The organism is Paenibacillus sp. PAMC 26794, assembly GCF_000316035.1.
GTDB lineage: Bacteria > Bacillota > Bacilli > Paenibacillales > Paenibacillaceae > Paenibacillus.
This window is the reverse complement of the sequence record NZ_ANHX01000023.1, coordinates 1-21,173: the sequence shown is the minus strand read 5'-3', so window position 1 is coordinate 21,173 and position 21,173 is coordinate 1. Positions and strand designations below refer to the sequence as shown.

The following is a 21,173-nucleotide window of genomic DNA, read 5'->3' as shown; positions in this document are numbered from 1 at the left end:
AAAGCTTTCTGAAAGAAAGCTACATCGGAAGCATACGCTATCACCGGATTTCCCCTTTAAAAAGGGAATCAAAAAATCTGGGGATAACAGCGATCGGAAGTTTATTCTGTCATCGGAGTGGCAAGTGTAAACATTCTTTGGTTGAACTGATATAGATTTGGGGAAAGGAGGAATGATTATGTCTAAACCATTAGAAGGTAAAAATGCACTCGTTACCGGGGCATCCCGGGGCATTGGGCGCAGTATTGCACTGGCACTTGCAGAAGCTGGAGCGAACGTAGCCGTGAATTATGCGGGTAGCCAAGCGGCAGCTGAGGAAGTGGCGGAAGCGATTCGTGCCAAAGGAGTTAAGGCGATTACACTTCAAGCCAATGTTGGTCTGATGGATGAAGCTGAACAAATGGTCAAAGCTACACTCGAAGCATGGGGCAACGTTGATATTCTGGTGAACAATGCCGGTATTACCCGTGATAATCTGATCATGCGTATGAAAGAGGAAGAATTCGATCAGGTTATTGAAACCAATCTCAAAGGTGTGTTTAACTGCCTTAAGGCGGTTACACGTCCAATGATGAAACAACGGTCGGGAAGAATTATCAATATCTCCTCGGTTGTAGGTGTGCTCGGTAATGCTGGGCAAGCGAACTATGTTGCTGCCAAAGCAGGAGTCATTGGCCTGACAAAGGCATCTGCTCGTGAACTGGCTTCTCGTGGAATCACAGTTAACTGTGTTGCACCAGGTTTCATTGAGACAGATATGACAAAAGAGTTGTCCCAGGAGCTGGTGGACGGTATGCTAAGTGGTATTCCGTTGTCCCGTTTGGGTCAGCCGGATGAAATCGCCGGTGTAGTCACTTTCCTGGCTTCACAGGCTTCATCTTATATGACAGGGCAGACGCTGCATGTCGATGGTGGCATGTACATGTAATTCTTCCCGGACTTGAACAATAGTCGGGGAACAGGCGCTGGACGATCCGAAATGCCGGAAAAAGGCCGGGTTCCCCGGCCGGGAGCCGCATATGTCTTCTATGGCATTTTGCCTGCGATTCTCGTATAATACCAAAGAAGGAGGTGAACCGGATGTCCGATGTATTGGAGCGTGTAAAACGCATCGTCGTCGACCGCTTGGGCGCAGACGAAGCTGAAGTTACACTTGAAGCATCTTTCAAAGAGGATTTGGGTGCTGATTCTTTGGATGTAGTGGAATTGGTCATGGAATTGGAAGATGAATTTGATTTGGAAATCTCTGATGAAGATGCAGAAAAAATCACGACCGTAGGTGAAGTTGTTAAGTACATACAATCTCATACCTAAAGTCAATTCAGTCCCGCACATGTTTTCGAACAGGCGGGACTTCTCATCATTCATTGGTTTTTCTCATTCCGCAAGCAACTCTACTCAAGCAGGCTTATCTTGGTTGAATAGATGTCTGTTTGCGGATATTCCCACAAAATACTTGCGTAATGCAGTCGATATAGAGGTGACTCGGTTTGAAACAAAGAGTAGTAATTACCGGAATGGGCGTAATGACATCGCTCGGAAAAGATTTGGAAACGTTCTGGGGCAGTTTAATGGCAGGAAAGTCTGGAATCTCTCAGATTGAGGCATTTGATGTAAGTGAATACACGACACAGATTGCAGCCGAAATCAAGGATTTCAACCCGGAAGAGTACATGGATCGCAAGGATGCTCGTAAAATGGACCGTTTTGTTCAGTTCGCTGTGGCAGCCGGCTTCAAAGCCGTTGAAGACAGTGGTTTGAAAATTAACGAGAACATTGAAGCAGAGCGTTTCGGTGTATCCATCGGATCAGGTATTGGTGGATTGGGTACTTGGGAGGACCAACATAATGCTTTGTTGCAAAAAGGTCCAAAACGGGTAAGCCCATTCTTTATTCCCATGATGATCTCCAACATGGCTTCGGGCCAAATGTCGATTTCTCTTGGCGCCAAAGGTCCTAACATTAACGTTGTTACCGCTTGTGCAACAGGTACACACTCCATCGGAGATTCCTTCAAGCTGATTGCCAATGGTGATGCAGATGCCATGATCTGTGGTGGTGCGGAAGCAACAATCAGACCAACGGGTCTTGCAGGGTTCTGTGCTATGCGTGCAATGTCTACACGTAATGATGATCCTGCGAAGTCAAGCCGTCCTTTTGATACAGAACGTGATGGTTTTGTTATGGGCGAAGGCGCTGGTGTTATGATTCTGGAATCCCTGGAACATGCTCAAAAACGTGGTGCACGCATTTATGGTGAAGTGATCGGTTACGGTCTGACAGGTGATGCACATCACATGACAGAACCAGATCCGGACGGTGCAGCACGTTGCATGAAGATGGCACTTCGTAATGCGGGTATTGAGCCTGAAGAAGTGGACTACATTAATGCACACGGAACTTCGACGCCTGTAGGCGACAGATCCGAAACGCTAGCGATCAAAAAGGCGTTTGGTGATCATGCGTACAAGCTCGCCGTGAGTTCCACTAAATCCATGACGGGCCACATGCTTGGTGCTGCTGGTGGTGTAGAAGCGGTTATCTGCGGATTGTCACTGACACATCAGACACTGGCTCCAACGATTAACCTGGAAAATCAGGACCCGGAATGTGATCTGGATTATGTACCAAATGTTGCACGTCAAACCAAAGTTAATATTGCCATGTCCAATTCATTTGGATTCGGCGGTCACAATGCCACCATTATTCTCAAAAAATTTGAAGCATAAGGGGCTAGTTCGTTTGAGTGAAGATCTGAAGCAGTTACAACATAAACTTCAAATCAAATTTGACAACAGGCAGCTTTTAAAACAAGCGTTTACCCATGCTTCTTATGTAAACGAACACCGGTTCAGTCAGCATCAGGATAACGAGCGTCTGGAGTTTCTGGGCGATGCCGTGCTGGAACTGACTGTATCGGAATACTTGTATCATTTGTATCCTAACCGTCCGGAAGGCGAATTAACTAAGCTGCGGGCATCCATTGTCTGTGAGCCTTCCCTCGTCAAATTTGCTGAAGTGTTGGGTTTTGGGCAGTATGTACTTCTTGGTAAAGGTGAGGAACTAACTGGAGGACGGACACGGCCGGCTCTGCTGGCAGATGTGTTTGAATCTTTCATTGGTGCATTGTATCTGGATCAGGGGCTTGCGCCTGTCCGGGCATTTCTCGACCAGCATGTCTTCCCATTAATTGTATTGGGCAGCAAGCTGCAAATGAGTGATTACAAAACGGAACTGCAGGAACTTACTCAGCATCACAATATGGGGGCTTTGGAATACCGTATCGTTGAGGAACGGGGACCTGCCCATGAACGTGAGTTTGTCTCGGAGGTCCATATGGGTCAAGAACGGCTTGGCAGAGGTACAGGACGTTCCAAAAAGGAAGCGGAACAACAGGCTGCATCTGCAGCACTTGATCGACTGAAGCTTCCGGAAGCCGGAGCTTAACCGATAGCGCATAGACAAACGAAGAGCAAAGAGCAGCCCGCGGGTCCGCCCCGGCGGAAGTAATCGGCCGGACTGCTTTTTGCTCTTTTTTTTGTAAAGAGGTTCAGGAGAAGGTTACCTGATCGTTAACTAAATAAGTGAACTTTATTTTAGTTCAATTTATTTAGGCGCTGGAATGCAATACTTGAAATTTGCAAGAGGAGGTGACGAGAAACCCTATGTTTTTAAAACGGATTGAATTGGGTGGATTCAAGTCATTCGCCGACAAAACGGAGATGGAGTTCGTTCGTGGCATTACGGCTGTTGTAGGTCCGAACGGAAGTGGCAAGAGTAATATATCGGACGGAATTCGCTGGGTTCTGGGAGAACAAAGTGCCAAGTCGCTGCGTGGTGGCAAGATGGAAGATATTATCTTTGCAGGCAGTGACGCACGGAAGGCCGTTAATTTCGGTGAGGTGTCGCTAACGCTCGATAACGAAGATCACGCACTTGCATTGGATTTCGGTGAGGTGACGGTGACTCGTCGTGTACATCGCAGCGGAGATAGTGAATATTTTATTAACAAGCAATCTTGTCGTTTGAAGGATATCACGGAGTTGTTTATGGATACCGGCATTGGTAAGGAAGCCTACTCGATTATTGGACAGGGGCGAATCGAAGAGATTCTGAGTACCCGTTCAGAGGATCGCAGAGGTATCTTTGAAGAAGCTTCAGGTATCGTTAAATATAAATCCCGCAAGCGGGATGCGACGCGCAAACTGGATGAGACAGAGCAAAATTTGCTGCGTATTCATGATCTGGTGACTGAACTGGAAGATCAGATTGGACCGCTAAAGGAACAATCAGAGAAAGCGATCCACTATAAGGAACTTCGTTCACAGCTCAAATCGCAAGAGATCTCAATGTATGTGTACCAGATCGAACAGATTCATGCTTCCTGGAGTAAGGCGAACGAGCGCTTGCAATCGCTAAAACAGGAAGAGGTTGGACTCGCAGCGATTGTCTCTACGCATGATGCCAAGCTGGAAAATGATCGAAATGCGCTGCGTATCCTGGAAACAGAGACAGAGCAACTGCAAGCCGCTTTATTGCAATTCAGTGAAGCGACAGAGAAAAGTGAAGGACTTGGAGAATTGCTCAAGGAGCGCTCGCACCATCTGCAAACAAATCAGGAGCAGCTTAAAGTAACACTTGCTGCCAGTGAAGAGAGACATCGCGAACGGGAAACCGAGCTGCTTGCACTGCGTGAGAAGTTTGGCAAACTTGAGCATGAACTGAGTGATGTGAGAAATCAGTTGTCCCAGGAAGAAGCCAAACTCATCGGTGTCACAGGCGGCATTAGTCAACAGCAAGAGGAAAGCCTCAAAGGCAACTTGCTGGAACTGATGAATCAGATGGCTCAGACACGCAATGAAATTCGTTATGTGGATCAGCAGAAAGAAACGCTGGAGCGCAGAATGAATCGCGCGGCTGAAGAATCAGGCAAATGGGAAGATCAAAAAGAGACACTGGATAGTCGCAAAGCGGACATTGAGAAAAAAGTTGTTCGTTTGGGCAAAGAAATCAGTGATCTACGTGGTGGTTACATTACGGAAAGTGAACGACTTCAGTCGCTGCAGAAGCTGCTCGAAGAAAGTCGGGGCACGGTCCGTAAATGGGAACAGAAGCGTGAAGCTCAGGTCTCCCGCCGCGATACGATGAAAGAGATGCAGGATGATTTTGACGGATTCATGCTGGGTGTCAAGGAGGTCCTCAAAGCTTCGCGTAAAGGTACGCTGAGCGGTGTTCATGGCGCTGTAGCTGAACTCGTCAAAGTTCCAGAAAAGATTGAACTTGCCGTAGAGACAGCGATGGGAGCATCCTTGCAGCATGTGGTCATGGAAAATGAATCAGTTTCCAGACAGGCAATCGCTTTCCTGAAGCAACGCCAGTTGGGGCGTGCAACGTTCCTGCCTCTGGATGTCATTCGTCCTCGTGCCATTGGAGCGGCTGAACGTTCCATGATCGAAGGTATGGAGGGTTTTGTGGGGATCGGTGCTGATCTTGTACAATTCGAATCCAAATATGCTTCAATCATTGGCAGCTTGCTCGGCAATGTTATTATTGCCGAAACGCTGGAGGTTGCCAATAAAATTGCGGCTCGCTGTCAGTATCGTTTCCGGGTTGTGACACTCGAAGGTGACGTGGTCAATGCGGGTGGTTCCATGACAGGTGGTAGCCAGCACAAGAAAAATGTGAGTCTGCTCAGTCGGAAACGGCAGCTGGACCAGCTCGACCAGGATATTTTGGATACCGAAAATCAGATCGTGAAACTGCATCGCAGTGTGGATGATGTAAAAGTTCAACTGGAGCAGTGTCAGGACAAACTGGATGAACTTCGTCAGTCCGGTGATGATACCCGAAATGCAGAACAGCAGGCTTCGATGGAAATGAAGCAGGTAGAGCATGAGCTTCGCCATGTGCTTGAACAGGTTGCCGTTGCCGGGCAGGAGAAGAGCGGCTTTACCGAAGAGATCAAAGAGCTGGATACGGCTCGCATCGTCGCTGTGAAGAAGCTGGAGCAGCTTGAAGAGGAAGAAAAAGCGACTCATCGTGCCATTCATGCAGCTGAGTTTGCTCGGAAAGCCAATGAATCCGCGAAGGAAGAATTGCAGAGCCAACTCACCGAATTGAAAGTGCGCGAAGGAAAGCTCGATCAGGAGCGATTCTCCAATGGCGAACAATTGCGACGTCTGGAGCGGGAAGTGGAGTCGCTGGTGAAAGATCTTCGTCAGAATCGTACGTTACTGGCTTCGATGGAAGCAGATCTCAAGAAAACACAGACCGAGAGTGTTAAACAGATTGAAGATCTGAACCAGTACAAGCTGAAAAAAGCGGAAGCTTCCCAGGAGCTGGACTTCAAACGTGCTGCCCGAAGTGAGTTGTCGAAAAAGCTTGAGCTTGCCGAGAGCGAAACGAAGGAACAGCGCACGCAGTTGAAAGCTGTGGAAGAGCAGATGCGACAGACGGAAATTTCCGTGAACCGGCTGGATGTTGAGCTGGAAAATATACTGCGGAAATTGACGGATGAATACGAACTGGGCTATGAACTGGCCAAAGAGCGTTATCCTGTGCCGGAAGATGTGGAGCATACACAGGCAGAAGTACAAAAGCTGAAGCGCAGTATATCGGCCCTTGGTGATGTTAACCTGGGAGCGATTGAGGAGTTCCAGCGAGTCAATGAGCGATACGAGTTCCTGAGTGTACAGAAGAATGACCTGGTGGAAGCTAAAACAACGTTGTATCAGGTGATTCGGGAAATGGAAGACGAGATGGCGAAGCGATTCAAGATCACGTTTGATGCCATCCGCCGTGAGTTCGGTACCGTGTTTAGCAAGCTGTTTGGTGGGGGGCGTGCTGACCTTGTTCTGATGGACCCGGAGCGCTTGCTTGAAACGGGAATAGATATTGTGGCTCAGCCACCAGGCAAGAAACTGCAAAACCTGCAACTGTTATCTGGTGGGGAGCGGGCTTTGACGGCGATGGCTTTATTATTTGCTATTTTGCATGTCAAACCTGTACCATTCTGCGTGCTGGATGAAGTTGAGGCAGCACTGGACGAAGCTAACGTGGTACGTTTTGCCCAGTACTTGCGTGAATTCTCCGAACAGACACAGTTCATCGTTGTTACCCATCGTAAAGGTACGATGGAAGAGGCAGATGTGCTGTACGGTGTTACAATGGAAGAGGGCGGAGTATCCAAGCTTGTTTCGGTTAAACTGGAAGATGAGGAAGCGGTAATTGCCTGATCTGATCCAAACCTGCGAGACAGATGAACTCATTGTAATTATTTAAATTTAATTTAGAGTAAGTGTTTTACAAAAAGCTTAGATTATGTACACGATGGAGGGGCTTTATGAGTTTTTTTAAAAAGCTGAGAGACAGCATTGCAAGCAAAACGGAGTCAGTCACCAAACAGTTCAAGGACGGATTGGAAAAGACACGTAAAGGGTTAGTGGAAAAAGTGTCGGATCTCGTAATCCGCCGCAAAAAAATCGATGAAGAGTTCTATGAAGAACTGGAAGAGATTTTGATCGGAGCAGACGTTGGCGTGAATACAGTCATGAATCTGATCGAAGACCTGCGCGTTGAGGTGAAAAAACGCAAAATTGAGGATGCGGCTGAGCTGCAGCCTGTATTGTCCGAGAAACTGACGGGTCTTCTTCGCGGTGAACAGAATAACGAATTGAAAATGAACCCGGATGGCATTACCGTTATTTTGTTCGTTGGTGTTAACGGTGTTGGTAAAACAACAACGATTGGCAAGCTGGCACATCGCTTCAAACAACAAGGTAAAAAAGTCATCATGGCAGCTGGAGATACGTTCCGTGCCGGAGCCATTGAACAGCTGGAAGTATGGGGGCAACGTGCCGGTGTCGATGTTATCAAACAGCAATCTGGTTCTGATCCAGCAGCGGTTATGTATGATGCGGTACAAGCAGCGAAACAACGGGGTGCGGATGTTCTGCTCTGTGATACAGCAGGTCGTCTGCAAAACAAATCTAACCTGATGGACGAGCTTAACAAGATCTATCGTGTCATTCAGCGTGAAATTCCGGATGCTCCGCATGAAGTACTGATGGTTTTGGATGCAACAACAGGTCAAAATGCTTTAAACCAGGCTAAACTTTTCGGTGAGAAAAGCGGTGTAACTGGCCTCGTACTGACGAAACTGGATGGAACAGCCAAAGGCGGGATCGTTGTTGCGATCCGTCAAGAGCTGGACTTGCCAGTGAAGCTCGTGGGACTTGGTGAGAAAATTGATGATCTGCAGCCGTTTGATTCGGAGCAATTTGTGCATGCTTTGTTCGCCGGATTGATCCAGGAACAGCCAGCTGAAAGTGTTGAGGAAGAGGAAGCTAATTCCTAGAACCATTATAATTAGGATAAATGAATAGCGTTATGCGCAATTGCCAGTGATAGACGTGATAAGTGTCACGTGTAATGTCACTGGCAATACGTGTATAATGGGAATAAAGAAGGTAATGTTAAAGGGTTAGAAAGGACGGTTGAAAATGGCCAATACGTATACCTATTCTCGCCGTGAAGAAGTCGCCAATGCGGTGACACATGGAATCGGCGCTGCACTCAGTGTAGCTGCACTGGTGATATTGATTGTATTTTCAAGTATGAAAGGCACGGCTTGGCATGTGGTCAGTTTCACGATCTACGGGATCACCATGCTGCTGCTCTATACAAGCTCTACACTCGTGCATGCATGGAAAGATGGAAAAGTGAAAGATTTATTTGAGATTTTCGACCATTCTTCCATTTATTTGTTTATTGCGGGATCGTACACTCCGCTTTTGTTTATTGCTGTTCGCGGTACACTTGGATGGACCCTGTTCGGTATAATCTGGGGAATCGCATTATTCGGCGTGATCTTTAAGGCGTTTTTTACGAAAAAGTTTCTATTCATGTCCACGATTTTTTATATAGCGATGGGCTGGCTGATCGTTATTGCTTGGCAACCTCTTATGGCTGCCATTCCTACAGGCGGCATTGTGCTGCTGGTTGCTGGAGGCCTGATGTATACACTGGGTACGCTTTTTTATGTATGGCGTGGATTTCCGTACCACCATGCGATTTGGCATCTCTTCGTGCTAGCAGGCAGTATTCTTCATTTCTTTATGGTGCTGCTGTATCTGACACCACTTCGCTAGAACACCATAAACGGATGCATCTCCACGGACTGAGAAGCATTCGTTTTTTCTTCTACATAGAGGTGGGTCGCAGCGATACAGATAGAATTTGCTTGTAGTGAAAAAGGGTATAAATCACCCGTTAAACATCGAAATAACATATCATCAGAGCTGTTTTTATTGTGACAAGTATTTTTGCTTGACAACCTGATTTGTTTTAGGTATTATTAGGAACGTTGCAAGAGTGTAAAGTGTTTTTCCTTGACGAAGGGAGTGCCCCGATGTGAGTCAAGAAAATCGGCTTGAGAAGACAAACCGGATTAACTTGCTGTTTGCTTTTTATGAATTGTTACTTACCGAGAAACAGCAGACTTTTCTAAAGTATTACTTTCATGACGATTTCTCACTTGGTGAAATTGCAGCCGAGTTTGAGATCAGCCGCCAGGCGGTATACGAGCATATCAAGCGTGCCGAACAAGTGCTGGAAAATTACGAAAGCAAGCTGGGCTTGCTGGAAAAGCATGAACGGCGTAATCGCAATCTTGAAGATTTGCAAAATGCATTGGAACGCGCAGGCGTCTCCATTGATAACAACAAACAAATACACGATATCGTTGCTCAGCTTAGTGAATGAAATATTGGCTGAGCGGAACGTATCGGTCTTGAAAACAGTATTAAAGCTTAAGGAGGTGGGATCATGGCATTTGAAGGATTAACGACCCGATTACAGAATGTGTTCAGCAAGCTGCGCGGCAAAGGCAAGGTGTCTGATGAAGATGTAGCCGAGGCTATGCGCGAGGTACGTCTGGCATTGCTCGAAGCGGATGTAAACTTCAAAGTGGTCAAGGAATTCATCGCCAAGGTGAAAGAGAAGGCTGTTGGCAAAGAAGTGATGGAAAGCTTCACGCCAGGAATGGTCATCATCGACATCGTTAACAAGGAACTAACGGATTTGATGGGTGGAAGCCAAGCGAAACTGGCTAAAGCGAACAAACCGCCTACGGTGCTGATGATGGTTGGTTTGCAGGGTGCTGGTAAAACAACCACATCGGGTAAACTGGCTAAAATGCTGCAAAAGCAAAACAGCAGACCATTGCTTGTTGCAGGAGATATTTACCGTCCGGCAGCGATCAAACAGTTGCAAGTACTTGGCGAGCAGATCAAAGCGCCGGTATTCACACTGGGAGATCAGACAAGCCCTGTTGAGATCGCACGTCAAGGTCTTCAACATGCCAAAGATAACGGTAATGACTATGTTATTATCGATACAGCTGGACGTCTGCATGTTGATGAAGAACTGATGGAAGAACTTCGCCAGATTCACAGCGTAGTGAATCCGGATGAAGTACTGCTTGTCGTAGACAGCATGACAGGTCAGGATGCGGTTAACGTAGCAGAACACTTTAACCAGCAGCTTAATCTGACCGGGGTTGTCCTGACGAAACTGGATGGAGATACTCGTGGTGGTGCTGCGCTTTCCGTCAAAGCAGTTACAGGTTGTCCAATCAAGTTTGCTTCCCTTGGAGAGAAACTTGACGCTTTGGAGCCGTTCCACCCGGAACGTATGGCTTCACGGATCCTCGGTATGGGTGATATGTTATCTCTGATTGAGAAAGCACAATTAAACATTGATACCGATAAAGCCAAGGAAATGGAACGGAAGATGCGTAATGCAGAATTCACGTTTGAAGATTTCCTGGAGCAGATGGATCAAGTGAAAAAGCTGGGACCAATCGACCAGATCATGGATATGATCCCGGGCATGGGCAAGATGAAACAAGCTAAGGATCTGAAGGTTGATGATAAACAGATGGGCCGGATCGAAGCGATCGTCTACTCTATGACGACCGAGGAGAAACGCAACCCGGACATGATCAACCATAGCCGCCGGAAGCGTATTGCTACGGGTAGCGGAACATCTCTGGCTGAAGTAAATCGTCTGATCAAGCAGTTTGATGAGATGCGCCGCATGATGAAACAGTTCTCGGATATGATGGGACCTAAAGGCGGCGGTAAAAATAAAGCTATGAAGCAGCTTAAAGGTATGGGTAAAGGAATGAAGTTTCCTTTCCGTTGATTAAGCGAAGCTGGATCATATACAGATTTCATTGAAGGAGGTGAATTTTCAAATGGCAGTTCGTATTCGTCTGAAACGTATGGGTGCTCACAAAGCTCCTTTCTACCGCGTAGTGGTATCGGATTCCCGTTCCCCACGTGACGGTCGTTTTATCGAGGAGATCGGTTACTACAACCCGGTTGAACAACCGGCTGTTGTTAAGATCGATGAAGATAAAGCATTGGCATGGCTTCAAAACGGTGCACAAGCATCTGACACTGTCCGCAACTTGCTTAGCAAAGCGGGCGTGATGAAGAAGTTCCACGAGTCTAAATTATCTAAATAAAGTGCTGATTCGGAGGGTCATCTATGGAAGAATTAGTAAGCATAATTGCTAAGGCTTTAGTCGATCATCCGGAAGATGTGACGGTTCGGACGGTTGAGAAAGACCGGCTTGTCGTTTATGAGTTAACTGTTCATCCTGACGATGTCGGGAAGGTAATTGGTAAACAGGGACGAATCGCGAAATCACTTCGTACGGTCGTCACATCAGCAGCAGTTAAGATGGATAAACGGGTTACCGTTGATATCATATCTTAAAGATATACGAAAGGGGGTTAGGATGCATGTCCTAGCCCCTTTTCGTGCATGCTGAACTTAATATGTTGGATTAGATATTGAAATAAAATATTTTTGGGTATGAGTGACTTCGGAGCAGTGCAGGGGACGGGATCGATTCTGGAGAAGCGTTAGCGTTCGCCTTTATCACCTCATTTTCACCTTCTAAAGTAAGTTCGAAAAATGAGGGGGTAACAGCGATCGAAAGAACGAACCGTCGCCGGAACGACCATACGAGAGTCGAAGTATCTGTTTAGTTTGATTTAATTTCGTAGGAGGAATTATGGCAGAGTTTATGAATGTAGGTAAAATCGTTAATACGCATGGAATTCGCGGTGAGGTGAGAATCATGCCTCTAACCGATTTCCCGGAAGTGCGTTTCGCGAAAAATGCAGAGTTGTTTTTCTTTACACCAGATAATCATCCAGTCATGGTTAACGTGGAATCTGCACGTTTGCATAAGAATATGTATATTCTTCGTCTGAAAGAGTACGGCAATATTAATGAAGTAGAGAAGTTTAAGGGCGGCATGGCCAAAGTGTTGAAAGAGAATCTGGCTGAATTGGAGGAAGGTGAATACTACTTCCATCAAATCGTTGGGTGTTCGGTCATCACCGAAGAGGGTGAAACGCTCGGAACCATCTCTGAAATTTTGACTCCAGGTGCTAATGATGTATGGGTTGTCAAAACGCCAGCAGGTAAAGAAGTACTGATTCCCGTTATTGATGATGTAGTACTAGATGTGGACATCGAACAGCAGCAAGTGAAGATTCACCTGATGGAAGGGCTGCTGTAACATGAAAGTGGATGTATTAACACTATTCCCGGAGATGTTTGACGGCGTATTCGGAGCAAGCATTCTGGGTAAAGCCCAAACGAAGGGGCTGGTGTCCCTCGGTGCAACCAACTTCCGTAATTATGCGACAAATAAGCACAATACGGTCGATGATGCTCCTTACGGTGGGGGTGGAGGCATGGTGCTGAAACCAGATCCGATCTTTGCTGCTGTTGAAGATGTACTGGAGCAACGCGGAGAAGCCGCGGTAACCATGAAAGCTCCACGTATCATTTTAATGTGTCCGCAAGGTGAGACGTTTACACAGAAAAAAGCAGAAGAACTTGTACAGGAAGATCATCTGATTTTTATATGTGGACATTATGAAGGTTACGATGAGCGAATTCGCGAATTTCTCGTGACGGATGAACTATCCATTGGTGATTACGTGCTCACTGGTGGGGAATTGCCTGCTATGGTTGCGATCGACAGCATCGTACGCCTTATTCCCGGTGTGCTTGGCAATGAGACAAGCGCAGTAACCGATTCATTCAGCACTGGACTACTCGAATACCCACACTACACACGTCCACCCGAGTTTAGGGGCATGAAAGTACCGGATATGCTGTTGTCAGGACATCATCTGAACATTGAGGCATGGCGCAGAGAGCAGTCTTTGCTTCGTACGTTAGAGCGTAGACCGGAGATGTTGGAAACGGCGGATTTGACGGATAAAGAACGTATTTGGTTGAAAAAGATACGCTCAAACCGTAAACATAGCACAGAATAAGTATATGTATCGTATAAACACGTAAATATTATTTTCCAGAGTTCGAAAGGGCCTGCCTTGATACTAAAGGTTGGCTTTTTTTTGTGTACATTGAAAAGAATACTGGATTTTCATTAGTATATTTTATAAAATACAAGTATAATTAATGAAACTTAGTTTCATTAAGTGGAACAAAAGGCGGTGTATGAATGACTTACAATATTATTGGTCTTGATCATATTCAGCTCGCAGCACCAGAAGGTTGTGAGGCGGAGGCGCGTCATTTTTTCAATAAAGTTCTGGGCTGGACGGAGATTCCCAAACCTGAAATTCTGAGAAAACGGGGTGGTGTATGGTTCGAGTGTGGCAGACACCAAGTGCATATTGGGGTACAAAAAGATTTTATTCCCGCCACAAAAGCTCATCCGGCATTTCATGTACAACATTTGGATCAGTTACGTGATCATCTCATTCATGACCAAATTCATATTGACGATGACGAAGCAAGAGCAGATGAAGGTGTAAGACGTTTCTATATAAATGATCCTTTTGGCAATCGCCTTGAGTTTTTAGAGTGGGGTTAAAATCATTCGTTTAAATCGTTTAATTACGTAGGCACTTTTTTGCAGCATTGAACATTTTTGCATAACTACACAATAGGGTTGTAAAAAACTAGAGGTTTCTTTATGGTGAACTCAGCTAGAATTGAAGAACGATATGCTGAGGAGGAAGGTTATGAATCATCTGCCTTATGAAATCGCCAGACTAGATATTAGCCAAGCCGGAGAACGCTGCAAAATGCTTTTGGGAGATCTGAATGGAGACGGCAGACTTGAAATGTTGCTTGTACAGGCAGATGGGGGCATAGACGATCGGTATGTTCCGCATCAGGTATGCTGTTTGACTGCATTTGATCTGGAAGGAACATTACTATGGCAGGTCGGAACTCCCGATCTCGATGCAGGTGGTCCGGGTTCAGACTATCCCGCTCAGGTCGCAGATTGGGATGGAGATGGAAATAATGAAGTATTGTGTGTCATGGACAAACAATTTCTCGTGTTGGATGGCCGGACCGGAGAGATCAAAGAAACACGTGATCTGCCAGGTGATGAAGCTCATGACTGCATTATTCTCGCCAACCTGACGGGTAACCAGCAGAAAATGGACATTATACTGAAAGACCGCTATAAGACGTTATGGGCACTGGACCATGATTTTAATTTGTTATGGAAGCATGAAGGGAATCCAGGACATTTTCCATGGGTATACGATATCGATGGAGATGGGAAGGATGAAGTGATGGCCGGATATGACATGCTGGATCATGGTGGGACATTATTATGGTCTTGTAAGAATCTGGATGATCATGCTGACTGTATATGGTTTGGAGACGTTGACGGTGATGGGCAAGTCGAGGTTGTCATTGGTGGCAGTGTTACGGTCATGATGGACCGCTACGGAAATGAGAAATGGCGTTATGAAGATTCAATTGAATCACAGCATATTGCGTTAGGCCATTTTTTTACTGGAATGGAAGGTTTACAGATTGCAGGTCTGGACCGGATTGTTCGGGGGGATGAGCATGGTAAGGATGGAATGTTCATGCTGGATAGCGCTGGGAAAGAAATATGGAAAGAAAACCGCACGACTCGGGGCTGGTTAACCATTATAGAGCCTGTATGTAACTGGGATGAAGGTGGACTTGATTATATTTTGGCGTATCGCCGAGGTGGAGATGTGTTGCCTTCTTTGGTAGATGGAGATATGAAAACGGTTACTGAATTCCCGAAAGAGGGATATGCGGTGCATGCAGACCTGGTTCAGACGGGGAAAGAACAGATCATCATCTATGACGCAGAGAAAGCAGTGATTTATTCCAGCTCTCCGATGACATTATCACTTACCGATGCAAAAAGAGCCAAGCCACAGCTTAAAAGGCTATATAGCTCGACTCTGTATCCGGGCGGTGAAGTTAAAATCTAGGTTTTACTGGTCATTCTCCGATGCAGATGATTCGTTCTGCGGACTGGATTCGGGTTGAAGCAAGGTCGCCAAATCAGTACCTGTCGTGACCGTCAAGCGAGGCAGCTTCATGGGATGATCTCCTGGATGCACAAATCCAGACTTTACGGTAAAGGCCATGCGATATCCATGTTGCTGTAACTTGTAGATCATCTGTGTACTGGTATAACCAAAAGGATAGGCCAGATAAGGTGTGTCTATTCCGGTTTGCTTCATATGCTGGATATCATCATCCAGAAGACTGGTGTCCAGACCGACAGGTACGCTGTTCCCACAGCGCATAAATCCCTTATGATGCAGGTTATAGGTATGGCTGTTGAACTCAAATACGTCGGTTGCTGCCTGCATCTCTGGCTTGGAGATGAAACTGTTGATGGCGGGCTCAAATACCGAAGGTTTATCCTGAATTTTACTGCCTATGACAAACAGCGAGGCATGAAAATTATATTTTTGAAGCACAGGGTAAGCTAAAGTATAATTGTTCTGGTATCCATCATCAAAGGTAATTACAATGGACTTCTGTAGTAGGGAAATTTTCCCGCTAACATATTGTTCAAGCTGATTCAGTGTAATCGTTTGGTAGCCTTCATCATGCAGGTATTTCATATTTTGCTCGAAATCCTCCAGATTAATGATGGATTTGTTACCTGTCTCGTGATTGTTCAGTTTGGGTTCTATGTAATGATACATCAGTACAGGAACTTCTGTAGCGGTACCTTGTTCAATCTTGAAAGCAGAACGATCCAGCGCAGATTGGTTAGAGAAGTCAGTGTGTGACAGCTCGAATGCTTTGCGTTTGACCATATCCCAGGATGTGCAGGCTTTGTGTGACAGTGCATTCGTTGGGTGAGTTACGGCATATGCATACAGTGTAATGGAGCATGTGAGCATGGCGAGTACGGCAAGCATGATCTTTTTCCAATATTTCATTAGAATAAAGACAACATGAGATGGATGAGTATCAGCGTTGCTGATTGATCAATAGGCATTTTGTTTGATTTTCCTTGTATTTTGATATGCTGCGTGATACAATAAGTCTGTTATGTGGAATACGGCGGTCCTCTATGGATGATGAAGGAGACAAGGTGATCTCTGGAAGAAGTATGAACGCCTGTATGGAAGGAGGGAGTCATAGATGAATATCGTTCAAGCGATTACACAAGAACAACTTCGCAAGGATCTTCCGAGTTTTCGTCCTGGTGACACTTTGAAAGTGCACGTTAAGGTAATCGAGGGAACTCGCGAGCGTATCCAATTGTTCGAAGGTGTTGTGATTAAACGCCGTGGTGGTGGAATCAGTGAGACTTTTACAGTTCGTAAAATTTCTTACGGTGTAGGTGTGGAAAGAGCTTTCCCGCTTCATTCCCCTAAAATCGATAGAATCGAAGTGGCTCGCCGTGGTAAAGTTCGTCGTGCGAAGCTTTATTATCTTCGTGAACTACGCGGTAAAGCAGCGAGAATTAAAGAAATTCGTTAATATAACGGATACCGGGAAGGGCTTGGAGACAAGCCCTTTTCGTTTTTGTCCGGGAAAAGTTGAACCGGAGGTACACTTCCGAGTAAAATGGTATGGCAACGCATGCGGTGAATAGTCCGGGAGGCTTGTAAAATCAGTTATTGAAGTGCGTGTTCAAAAGACCGGTTTCAGTACCGACTTTTTGAACAACCTCTTGAAGGCATTTGAATTGTGGATTAAATGTACTGTAATGCTTGGTGTAAGATTACATAACTGATGTGAATGTTTTGTATCCATCCATTGAGTTATTGGAACGATACAGAATGCTGGATGTGTGTACTGCTATAAACATGTACTGTGAAGAGAGGAAGATCTTGAATGGAACAAGAAGTTCAACATGACCGGGGCAATCCTGCCGAAGAGAAAAACAGTCGATCCAAAAAAGCCAAAAATGAGATTGTTGAATGGCTTAAAGCCATTGTTATCGCATTAGTTCTCGTCATTCTGATTCGGTGGTTGCTCTTCAAACCGTTTGTTGTGGACGGTCCGTCCATGCAGCCGAACTTTGAAACGGGTGAACGTGTGATCGTCAACGAGATCTTATATGATATCAGAGAACCGAAGCGCGGTGAAGTTATCGTCTTCCACGTACCATCCGAAGGTCGAGATTTCATTAAACGTGTTATTGCTGTAGAAGGTGATACAGTTGAGGTTCAGGACGATACCGTGATGGTTAACGGTAAAAAGGTTGATGAAACGTATATTCAAGGAGCCATTGATGCAGCTGAAGCAAATGGTGGAACCTATAACGTGAAGGATTTCCCGAATGAACAGTTCCCTGATGGCAAAGTGCCGGCAGGTCATGTATTTGTAATGGGAGACAACCGTCCAAATAGTACAGACAGCCGTATGATCGGTTATGTTTCGTTAAAAGATATTATTGGTCGTGCAGATGTGATTTTCTGGCCGATCGGTGAGATTAAGTGGATCAACCACTGAAATTGAAGTAAATAATGAGGTGAAGACAAGTTGACGATACAATGGTTTCCAGGTCATATGACTCGAGCCAGACGCCAGATTCAGGATAAGTTAAAGCTCATCGACGTGGTCATCGAACTATTGGATGCCCGTCTGCCTGTCTCCAGTCGTAATCCGATGATTGACGAAATATTGCTGGATAAACCCCGGATGATTTTGTTGAACAAATCAGATTTGGCAGATGCTAAAGTGACGCAAGAATGGATTGAATATTTCAAAAAAGAAGGAATTACCGCTTTTCCTGTAGATGCTTCGACGGGAACCAATGTTAAAGATATTCCCGTGCAGGCCAAGCTTCTTCTTAAAGAAAAAATTGACCGTCAAATTGCTAAAGGGATTAATCCTCGTGCGGTTCGCGGGTTGATCGTAGGGATTCCCAATGTAGGTAAATCAACTCTGATTAACCGACTAGCTGGACGGAGTATTGCGTTAACAGGAGATCGTCCTGGTGTGACGAAGGGGCAACAGTGGATCAAGGTAGGCAAAGAAATGGAGTTATTGGATACTCCAGGTATTCTTTGGCCTAAGTTCGAAGATCAAAATGTAGGTTATCGTCTTGCCGTAACTGGTGCGATCAAAGAGGAAATTTTGAATGCAGAGGATATCGCCTTTTTTGGAATCAGTTACCTGATGCGTTATTACTGGGACGCTCTGGAAGAGAGATACGGACTTCAGGAGTTCTCCAAGGATGCAGATGATTCAGACAGTGTTATTGCGATTATGGAACAAGTCGGCCGTATACGTGGTTGCATTGTAAGCGGTGGACGTATTGATCTGGAAAAGGCATCACGAGCATTTCTGCGTGAACTGCGAGCGGGTAAAATGGGACGTTTCTCTATGGAAGCTCCCTATTAAAAAAATGGACTCTACACGATGGAGATCATTATCTTCATTTGTTCATTTCATATATACAAGTGCCGAAAGAAGCGGCCGTTACCGGATTACCGGGAGCGGTCGTTTTTTGTGTATACAAACGCGGAAGTAGAGCTGGAACATACGTCGAAAACGATAAAATGGAAGAGGTTTGAAGAACAGTACGCTTTATGGAATTGGCTGACCTATATATCAGGTGCATCTAAATCGTGCTATGATAAATGGTGGTGCAATTTAAATTAGACGAGGTCTGATATATTCAATTTAAACCATCAAATACCGATAAATGAAGACATCACTATCTTTATATTGTAAATCTCAAGGAAAAGTTTTACTGAGAGAGACAGGTTGTACAGAACAAAAGACAGAGTATCTACGTCTATATTATAAAATGTTGTAAGTGATACGCATGCTGAAAAAGCGTGGGTAGAGGAGATGAGCGTTATGGTTGAAAATAATGAAGAGATTGGGTTGAATCTACTGGATACCCCGATTGGACCAAAGAAGAAAAAAGAAGCCAGTGAACCTCGAGACCTGTTGCTCTACGAGCGGGAGTATTGGGACAGTGGATTTGAACGTATTGCTGGTATTGATGAGGTAGGACGGGGATGTTTGTTTGGGGATGTTGTCGCAGCGGCGGTTATTTTACCGAAGGATCTCATCCTGGAAGGTGTGAATGACTCCAAGAAATTAACGGAGAAAAAACGTAATGCATTATATGACGTCGTTATGGAAAAAGCGCTGGCGGTAGGGATCGGGTACGCGGATGCAGAGACAATTGATCGGCTTAACATCAAGCAGGCTGCGAGACTTGCGATGAAACGAGCTGTTGAAGCATTGGGAGAAACTCCTGATTATATGCTGGTGGATGCCGAGAAGGTGGATGTGAATGTACCTCAACTGTCCATTATTAAAGGTGATGCTAATAGTCAATCGATCGCAGCGGCATCTATTATTGCCAAGGTAACGCGAGATCGGCTGTGTAAGGAAGAATGGGATACATTATATCCGGAATATGGCTTGTCGATACATAAAGGATATGCAACAAAAGTTCATCGGGAGCAAATTATGGCATTGGGGGCAACCCCGATGCATCGGCGCAGTTTTCTGGGCAACCTGCTTGGAGAACAGCAATCGTTATTTTAACACAGGTTTGAAGGAAGGAGGGGGAGAGATTTGAATATCGGTTCCATGATAAAGGGGTTAATGGGAGATAGTAAGCCCGGCAATGCCAAACCGCTTGAATTAAAGGAAGGTCAGGTGGTTCGTGGCTCCGTCGTTAGTGTATCCGATGATGGGGGAGAAGCAGTTCTGCAGATTCAAGGTGTGCAAGTGCGCGCCAAGTTGGAGACTCCACTCCGTCCGGGTGAGACCACGTTGCTTCAAGTACAGCCTCCAGGTGAAAATGGCATAACGGTAATGAAACCTATGTCGGGAACACTCGCAGAGCTGCCACAAGCTTCGCTGAACAACCTGCTTAAGGATGTGGGACTGCCGGATACAAAAGGGAACCGGGAACTGTTACTTGCCATGCAGCGTAGCGGAGTGCCGCTCACTAAGGATAATGTGGCTATGGTCCAAAATATGATGACAGCCAAACCTGCACAGGTCCCTGTGGAAGAATGGGTGCAGGCGACAGGGATTGCTTTTCAGCGTGGCCTTCCGGTTACGGCGGAAACAGTAAAAGGATTACACCAGACGGTGTTTGGCCCCCCTTTGCACCAGTTGTTAAGTGGGTTGGCTGATCAGTTGGAAACGATGCTGACTCAAACAACAGGTAAACCGCTATTGCCTGGAGAACAATCTGCTGCGATGAAACCAGCTGTTGTGGCTGGTGTACCCGTCGTGCTGAATGGAGCACAGATGGATGAAGGATTGGCTGCGTCAGGCAACGGTCGTCAGGTGACTGGAACCGGAGCACCTGCTTTGTCAACGCAACAAGGACAAGCAGCTTTGGCGGGATCTATATCCATGACGGATGGCGGGACAGAGGATGCAGGTACTGCGGTGAAAGGAAATGTGCAGACCGGCGGAGGCACAGCGAATGCTGAAGCCGGGGCCAAGGCAGTTGCCAGCAACGTTGAAACGGCTGGCAAAGGGGGTGCGGGTATTCCGTCTGGAACCGGAATACCTGGCGAGAGCCCGCGCGGGGCTGACGCGGGCCAAGCTGGGAGCCGCCCGGGTACACCAGGGGCGGCAGCAGAATCTGTGGCTGGCCGTGCAAGTGCAGGCCAGCCTGAAGCAGGCGCGGCCGGGCGGACTGACGGCCGCGCTGAAACGCCTGCTGCTGCGGGGACGCCGTCCGCAGCAGGCCAGGCTGCGCCAGCAGCGCCTACGGCAGCGCAGCTGGCGCCCAAGCTGTTGGCGCTGCTGGACGCCCTGCGCAGCGCGTCCACTGCCGCACCGGCGCAGCCTGGTGCGGCAGCACAGGCCGCCCC

At 46.3% G+C, this 21,173-nt stretch carries 20 protein-coding genes and 1 pseudogene; 20 read left to right on the top strand and 1 reads right to left on the bottom strand.

All coding sequences use genetic code 11. From position 1 onward, the window contains the following. Nucleotides 1-178 precede the first annotated feature (178 nt). The 15 genes from fabG (at nt 179) to D829_RS0112380 (ending at nt 15,329) form a co-directional block, all read left to right on the top strand. Nucleotides 179-928 (top strand): 3-oxoacyl-[acyl-carrier-protein] reductase, encoded by a 750-nt coding sequence (gene fabG / locus D829_RS0112450; protein ID WP_017689228.1) that lies wholly within the window; start codon nt 179-181, stop codon nt 926-928. 152 nt (nt 929-1,080) lie between these two features. After that, nucleotides 1,081-1,314: an acyl carrier protein gene (gene acpP, locus D829_RS0112445; protein ID WP_017689227.1), complete on the top strand. Its 234-nt coding sequence runs from the start codon at nt 1,081-1,083 to the stop codon at nt 1,312-1,314. 176 nt (nt 1,315-1,490) lie between these two features. Beyond that, a complete protein-coding gene (fabF, locus tag D829_RS0112440) occupies nt 1,491-2,729 on the top strand; it encodes a beta-ketoacyl-ACP synthase II (RefSeq protein WP_026081143.1) in 1,239 nt (412 codons plus the stop codon). Between the two features lie 13 nt (nt 2,730-2,742). After that, complete coding sequence (gene rnc, locus D829_RS0112435) at nt 2,743-3,447, top strand: ribonuclease III (RefSeq protein WP_017689225.1); 705 nt, start codon at nt 2,743-2,745, stop codon at nt 3,445-3,447. Nucleotides 3,448-3,665: 218 nt separating this feature from the next. Then, complete coding sequence (gene smc / locus D829_RS0112430; RefSeq protein WP_017689224.1) at nt 3,666-7,235, top strand: chromosome segregation protein SMC; 3,570 nt, start codon at nt 3,666-3,668, stop codon at nt 7,233-7,235. Between the two features lie 107 nt (nt 7,236-7,342). Next, on the top strand, nt 7,343-8,356 hold the full coding sequence (ftsY, locus tag D829_RS0112425) for a signal recognition particle-docking protein FtsY (protein ID WP_017689223.1): 1,014 nt from the start codon (nt 7,343-7,345) through the stop codon (nt 8,354-8,356). 145 nt (nt 8,357-8,501) lie between these two features. After that, nucleotides 8,502-9,149, top strand: a complete 648-nt coding sequence (locus D829_RS0112420; protein ID WP_017689222.1) for a hemolysin III family protein — start codon at nt 8,502-8,504, stop codon at nt 9,147-9,149. A 262-nt stretch (nt 9,150-9,411) separates the two neighbouring features. Further along, a complete protein-coding gene (gene ylxM / locus D829_RS0112415) occupies nt 9,412-9,762 on the top strand; it encodes a YlxM family DNA-binding protein (protein WP_017689221.1) in 351 nt (116 codons plus the stop codon). A gap of 63 nt (nt 9,763-9,825) precedes the next feature. Continuing rightward, a complete protein-coding gene (ffh, locus tag D829_RS0112410) occupies nt 9,826-11,205 on the top strand; it encodes a signal recognition particle protein (RefSeq protein WP_017689220.1) in 1,380 nt (459 codons plus the stop codon). A gap of 52 nt (nt 11,206-11,257) precedes the next feature. After that, nucleotides 11,258-11,530: a 30S ribosomal protein S16 gene (gene rpsP / locus D829_RS0112405; RefSeq protein ID WP_017689219.1), complete on the top strand. Its 273-nt coding sequence runs from the start codon at nt 11,258-11,260 to the stop codon at nt 11,528-11,530. A 23-nt stretch (nt 11,531-11,553) separates the two neighbouring features. Continuing rightward, nucleotides 11,554-11,784 (top strand): KH domain-containing protein, encoded by a 231-nt coding sequence (locus tag D829_RS0112400; RefSeq protein WP_017689218.1) that lies wholly within the window; start codon nt 11,554-11,556, stop codon nt 11,782-11,784. A 301-nt stretch (nt 11,785-12,085) separates the two neighbouring features. Continuing rightward, the gene (gene rimM, locus D829_RS0112395; protein ID WP_017689217.1) at nt 12,086-12,598 is read left to right on the top strand and encodes a ribosome maturation factor RimM; all 513 of its coding nucleotides are present in this window, start codon (nt 12,086-12,088) and stop codon (nt 12,596-12,598) included. Between the two features lies 1 nt (nt 12,599). Further along, nucleotides 12,600-13,367, top strand: coding sequence for a tRNA (guanosine(37)-N1)-methyltransferase TrmD (trmD, locus tag D829_RS0112390; protein WP_017689216.1), 768 nt, complete (start codon nt 12,600-12,602; stop codon nt 13,365-13,367). A gap of 188 nt (nt 13,368-13,555) precedes the next feature. Then, on the top strand, nt 13,556-13,930 hold the full coding sequence (locus tag D829_RS0112385; protein ID WP_017689215.1) for a VOC family protein: 375 nt from the start codon (nt 13,556-13,558) through the stop codon (nt 13,928-13,930). Between the two features lie 151 nt (nt 13,931-14,081). Beyond that, the gene (locus tag D829_RS0112380) at nt 14,082-15,329 is read left to right on the top strand and encodes a hypothetical protein (protein WP_017689214.1); all 1,248 of its coding nucleotides are present in this window, start codon (nt 14,082-14,084) and stop codon (nt 15,327-15,329) included. A gap of 3 nt (nt 15,330-15,332) precedes the next feature. Here D829_RS0112380 and D829_RS30930 read toward each other — a convergent pair whose 3' ends face one another. After that, nucleotides 15,333-16,298 (bottom strand): polysaccharide deacetylase family protein, encoded by a 966-nt coding sequence (locus tag D829_RS30930; protein WP_152417020.1) that lies wholly within the window; start codon nt 16,296-16,298, stop codon nt 15,333-15,335. A gap of 205 nt (nt 16,299-16,503) precedes the next feature. On the opposite strand from D829_RS30930, the gene rplS reads away from it, so the two are divergent. From rplS to D829_RS0112350, 5 genes and pseudogenes are all read left to right on the top strand, one after another. After that, the gene (rplS, locus tag D829_RS0112370; protein WP_017689212.1) at nt 16,504-16,845 is read left to right on the top strand and encodes a 50S ribosomal protein L19; all 342 of its coding nucleotides are present in this window, start codon (nt 16,504-16,506) and stop codon (nt 16,843-16,845) included. A gap of 357 nt (nt 16,846-17,202) precedes the next feature. Next, complete coding sequence (lepB, locus tag D829_RS0112365; RefSeq protein WP_017689211.1) at nt 17,203-17,823, top strand: signal peptidase I; 621 nt, start codon at nt 17,203-17,205, stop codon at nt 17,821-17,823. A gap of 30 nt (nt 17,824-17,853) precedes the next feature. Next, nucleotides 17,854-18,717, top strand: a complete 864-nt coding sequence (gene ylqF, locus D829_RS0112360; RefSeq protein WP_017689210.1) for a ribosome biogenesis GTPase YlqF — start codon at nt 17,854-17,856, stop codon at nt 18,715-18,717. Between the two features lie 462 nt (nt 18,718-19,179). Then, a complete protein-coding gene (locus tag D829_RS30925; RefSeq protein ID WP_017689209.1) occupies nt 19,180-19,881 on the top strand; it encodes a ribonuclease HII in 702 nt (233 codons plus the stop codon). A gap of 30 nt (nt 19,882-19,911) precedes the next feature. Continuing rightward, a pseudogene (locus tag D829_RS0112350) lies at nt 19,912-21,173 on the top strand (hypothetical protein); the annotation flags it as partial.

Coding starts and splice junctions, on each gene's coding strand:
- D829_RS0112420 (WP_017689222.1), top strand. CDS start 8,502: ATGGCCAATACGTATACCTATTCTCGCCGTGAAGAAGTCGCCAATGCG.
- D829_RS0112385 (WP_017689215.1), top strand. CDS start 13,556: ATGACTTACAATATTATTGGTCTTGATCATATTCAGCTCGCAGCACCA.
- rimM (WP_017689217.1), top strand. CDS start 12,086: ATGGCAGAGTTTATGAATGTAGGTAAAATCGTTAATACGCATGGAATT.
- acpP (WP_017689227.1), top strand. CDS start 1,081: ATGTCCGATGTATTGGAGCGTGTAAAACGCATCGTCGTCGACCGCTTG.
- D829_RS0112380 (WP_017689214.1), top strand. CDS start 14,082: ATGAATCATCTGCCTTATGAAATCGCCAGACTAGATATTAGCCAAGCC.
- ftsY (WP_017689223.1), top strand. CDS start 7,343: ATGAGTTTTTTTAAAAAGCTGAGAGACAGCATTGCAAGCAAAACGGAG.
- fabG (WP_017689228.1), top strand. CDS start 179: ATGTCTAAACCATTAGAAGGTAAAAATGCACTCGTTACCGGGGCATCC.
- D829_RS30930 (WP_152417020.1), bottom strand. CDS start 16,298: ATGAAATATTGGAAAAAGATCATGCTTGCCGTACTCGCCATGCTCACA.
- trmD (WP_017689216.1), top strand. CDS start 12,600: ATGAAAGTGGATGTATTAACACTATTCCCGGAGATGTTTGACGGCGTA.
- D829_RS0112400 (WP_017689218.1), top strand. CDS start 11,554: ATGGAAGAATTAGTAAGCATAATTGCTAAGGCTTTAGTCGATCATCCG.
- lepB (WP_017689211.1), top strand. CDS start 17,203: ATGGAACAAGAAGTTCAACATGACCGGGGCAATCCTGCCGAAGAGAAA.
- ffh (WP_017689220.1), top strand. CDS start 9,826: ATGGCATTTGAAGGATTAACGACCCGATTACAGAATGTGTTCAGCAAG.
- rplS (WP_017689212.1), top strand. CDS start 16,504: ATGAATATCGTTCAAGCGATTACACAAGAACAACTTCGCAAGGATCTT.
- smc (WP_017689224.1), top strand. CDS start 3,666: ATGTTTTTAAAACGGATTGAATTGGGTGGATTCAAGTCATTCGCCGAC.
- rpsP (WP_017689219.1), top strand. CDS start 11,258: ATGGCAGTTCGTATTCGTCTGAAACGTATGGGTGCTCACAAAGCTCCT.
- D829_RS30925 (WP_017689209.1), top strand. CDS start 19,180: ATGGTTGAAAATAATGAAGAGATTGGGTTGAATCTACTGGATACCCCG.